This window comes from Pseudoalteromonas sp. TB64, from assembly GCF_000498095.1.
Lineage (GTDB): Bacteria > Pseudomonadota > Gammaproteobacteria > Enterobacterales > Alteromonadaceae > Pseudoalteromonas.
Window position 1 is genome coordinate 1 of record NZ_AUTQ01000226.1, and the last position, 3,007, is coordinate 3,007.

The window sequence follows — 3,007 nt, forward strand, 5'->3', positions numbered from 1 at the left end:
TGCGAGAGTATTGACGTGCCCGCTTGTTGTAAGATTTGATTCTTCGTCATTTGCGCTGTTTCTGTCGCAAAGTCAGTATCTTGAATACGGCTACGTGATGCAGATACGTTCTCAGAAATATTAGCAAGGTTACTAATTGTATGACCAAAACGATTTTGCACCGCACCCAAATCAGCACGCTGGCTATCAATCATTGCAATTGCACCATCAATTACATCCAACGCATTTTGAGAACCCGCTTGCGTTTCAATATTCATCGTACCAACATTATCCAGAGCAGATACATTAGCAGTTGCAGTAGCACCTAAAGTAGTATCACCAGACGTAACTGAAAATGCCTGTGTAGATGATAACCTTATAGCACCTGCCACCACTGCAGACCCCCCAGCTGCTGCTAATGTTACAGCCGTATCAGCTATATCACCGTCATAGTCAACACCTGTAACAACCACATCTCCAGTGCCTGAATAGTCAGTTATTTCAATATTATCTCCTGATTCATCAGTTAATATCATCTTCCCAGCTTCAGACACCGCTGCAGAAATACCGGTCTCACCTGAACGTTCGTTAACGGCACTCGCTATTGCGGCCATATCAGAACTAGATGCGGGGTTGGCTGAAATAACACTACCATTTAGTTTAAATGAAAGTGCTCCGCCAAGTGTTAATCCCGAAAGTTCAACTTGCGTTCTCGCATCGGCAGTTACACCTGTAGATGACTGTGCTGCATTTATCGATTCAGCAATATCAGCAGCACTTGAGTCCTCTGTAGTCGCTATAAGCGTATCTTCACCATTCTTACCTACTAACGTAATGCCTGCAGATGTTACACCATTTGATAATCCAGATGTTGTTGCAGCAGCAGCTTCACCTAAACCTAGCGTGTCTCCACCAAGGTCAAAAGATTGAACACCAATATCGCTAGCAGCAATACTATTTAATGATACAGAAATAGTTTCGTTTGCATTTGCACCCACTTGAAACTGCTTAGTACCAAAGCTGCCATCTAGTAATTGCTGCCCACCAAACGATGTTGTGTCAGAGATTCGTGTCAATTCAGTTTGCAAAGCTGATACTTCCTTTTGCAACGCATCTCTGTCTGTTGCAGAGTTTGAACCATTTGCTGATTGCAATGCAAGTTCACGCATACGCTGAAGGATGTTTGTTGATTCATTCATTGCACCTTCAGCTGTTTGTGCCATTGAAATACCATCGTTGGCATTTCGTTGTGCTACAGCTAAACCATTTACTTGCGATGTTAAACGATTTGAAATTTGCAGACCGGCCGCATCATCTTTTGCGCTGTTAATACGCATACCTGATGATAAACGTTCCATAGAAGTCGCTAAGTCAGAACCTGATTTAGATAAGTTACGCTGAGCGTTTAATGAAGATACATTTGTGTTTACTGAAATCATAATAAAACTCCTGATTACTTTCGTAATATTGCTGTTTTGATTTAACCAAGAGCTTTCACAATTGTATGCTCAAGCTCTGTACTGATTAAGTTAACGGCAGAAGAATTATTATCTTTAGGAAAATTTGGTAAATATATTTATTTATTCATACAAAAAAAATAAGCTGTTGTTTTATAAATAAAAAGAATTTAAAGAATAATGTTTTATTTTATATAATTTATAAACAAATAATAATCCCCCAATAATTGAAGCATTCAACTACTGGGGGTTACTTTAATTAAAGTGCATTTATAAAAACATACTAATAGGATTGATTATTAACCGCCTAATAAGCTAATAGCTGCTTGTGGTATTTGATTCGCCTGCGAGAGTATTGACGTGCCCGCTTGTTGTAAGATTTGATTCTTCGTCATTTGCGCTGTTTCTGTCGCAAAGTCAGTATCTTGAATACGGCTACGTGATGCAGATACGTTCTCAGAAATATTAGCAAGGTTACTAATTGTATGACCAAAACGATTTTGCACCGCACCCAAATCAGCACGCTGGCTATCAATCATTGCAATTGCACCATCAATTACATCCAACGCATTTTGAGAACCCGCTTGCGTTTCAATATTCATCGTACCAACATTATCCAGAGCAGATACATTAGCAGTTGCAGTAGCACCTAAAGTAGTATCACCAGACGTAACTGAAAATGCCTGTGTAGATGATAACCTTATAGCACCTGCCACCACTGCAGACCCCCCAGCTGCTGCTAATGTTACAGCCGTATCAGCTATATCACCGTCATAGTCAACACCTGTAACAACCACATCTCCAGTGCCTGAATAGTCAGTTATTTCAATATTATCTCCTGATTCATCAGTTAATATCATCTTCCCAGCTTCAGACACCGCTGCAGAAATACCGGTCTCACCTGAACGTTCGTTAACGGCACTCGCTATTGCGGCCATATCAGAACTAGATGCGGGGTTGGCTGAAATAACACTACCATTTAGTTTAAATGAAAGTGCTCCGCCAAGTGTTAATCCCGAAAGTTCAACTTGCGTTCTCGCATCGGCAGTTACACCTGTAGATGACTGTGCTGCATTTATCGATTCAGCAATATCAGCAGCACTTGAGTCCTCTGTAGTCGCTATAAGCGTATCTTCACCATTCTTACCTACTAACGTAATGCCTGCAGATGTTACACCATTTGATAATCCAGATGTTGTTGCAGCAGCAGCTTCACCTAAACCTAGCGTGTCTCCACCAAGGTCAAAAGATTGAACACCAATATCGCTAGCAGCAATACTATTTAATGATACAGAAATAGTTTCGTTTGCATTTGCACCCACTTGAAACTGCTTAGTACCAAAGCTGCCATCTAGTAATTGCTGCCCACCAAACGATGTTGTGTCAGAGATTCGTGTCAATTCAGTTTGCAAAGCTGATACTTCCTTTTGCAACGCATCTCTGTCTGTTGCAGAGTTTGAACCATTTGCTGATTGCAATGCAAGTTCACGCATACGCTGAAGGATGTTTGTTGATTCATTCATTGCACCTTCAGCTGTTTGTGCCATTGAAATACCATCGTTGGCATTTCG

At 40.8% G+C, this 3,007-nt stretch carries 2 protein-coding genes; both read right to left on the minus strand.

The window, feature by feature from the left end; all coding sequences use genetic code 11:
• A partial coding sequence (locus L647_RS0118955) for a flagellin (RefSeq protein WP_029880547.1) occupies nt 1–1,418 on the minus strand: 1,418 nt, incomplete at its 3' end.
• 317 nt (nt 1,419–1,735) lie between these two features.
• Nucleotides 1,736–3,007: flagellin (locus L647_RS1000000126735; protein ID WP_024612434.1), on the minus strand; the 1,272-nt coding region annotated here is incomplete at its 5' end.